The following is a 728-nucleotide window of genomic DNA, read 5'->3' on the forward strand; positions in this document are numbered from 1 at the left end:
CCCGTGCTCCCCGCCCGCCGGGCCGACGCGCTGCCCCCGGCGCCCACCTCGCCCGACGTCGTCGCGGCAGCGCCGGGCGCCGATCTCGACCGGCTCGTCGACGCGTTCCGGCTGTTCCAGGCGCAGCACACCCAGGCGCTCGAGCGCGCGAGTGCGGCCCACGGTCTCGGGCCGACCGACATCCGCTTGGTCTTCCACCTCGCCGCAGCCGACGGCGAGGGCATGACGCCGAAGGAAGCCGGTGCGTTCCTCCAGCTGTCCACGGGCGCGATGACGTCGCTCATCGACCGACTCGAGCAGCGCGGGCACCTCGAGCGTCGACCGAACCCGAACGACCGCCGGAGCATCCTCCTGCACCTGACACCGACCGGGTCGACCGTCGCCGAGGAGATCGGCGGACCCTGGCGCACGATCTTCGCGGAGTCCGTGCCGCCCGCCGACCGCCTCGCGCTGGCGGAGGTGTTCGATCGGGTCGGTTCCGCCCTCGCAGGACGCGCGTAGCGTCACGGGCATGACGCCCTCCGAACTCCTCACCGATGCGTTCTCCCGCGTGCCCGAGACGATCGGCCGTGCCCTCGACGGACTCTCCGAGGACCAGCTCGCCGCACGTCCGGCCGCGGGTGCGAACACCCTGGCCTGGCTCGCCTGGCACGCCGCACGCGGTCAGGACACCCAGGTCGCAGACCTCGCCGGGTCCGAGCAGGTGTGGACCGCGGACGGCTGGGTCG

2 protein-coding genes are annotated in these 728 nt (G+C 73.9%); both read left to right on the forward strand.

Annotation, left to right across the window (positions count from 1 at the left end):
• Positions 1-501 (forward strand): MarR family winged helix-turn-helix transcriptional regulator (locus NS184_RS16850; protein WP_058727221.1); only part of this gene is annotated, 501 nt, incomplete at its 5' end.
• Positions 502-511: 10 nt separating this feature from the next.
• The coding region (locus tag NS184_RS16855; protein WP_152998308.1) for a DinB family protein at positions 512-728 on the forward strand (217 nt) is incomplete at its 3' end.

Source organism: Curtobacterium luteum, from assembly GCF_001475545.1.
In the GTDB taxonomy this organism is placed as follows: domain Bacteria; phylum Actinomycetota; class Actinomycetes; order Actinomycetales; family Microbacteriaceae; genus Curtobacterium; species Curtobacterium luteum_A.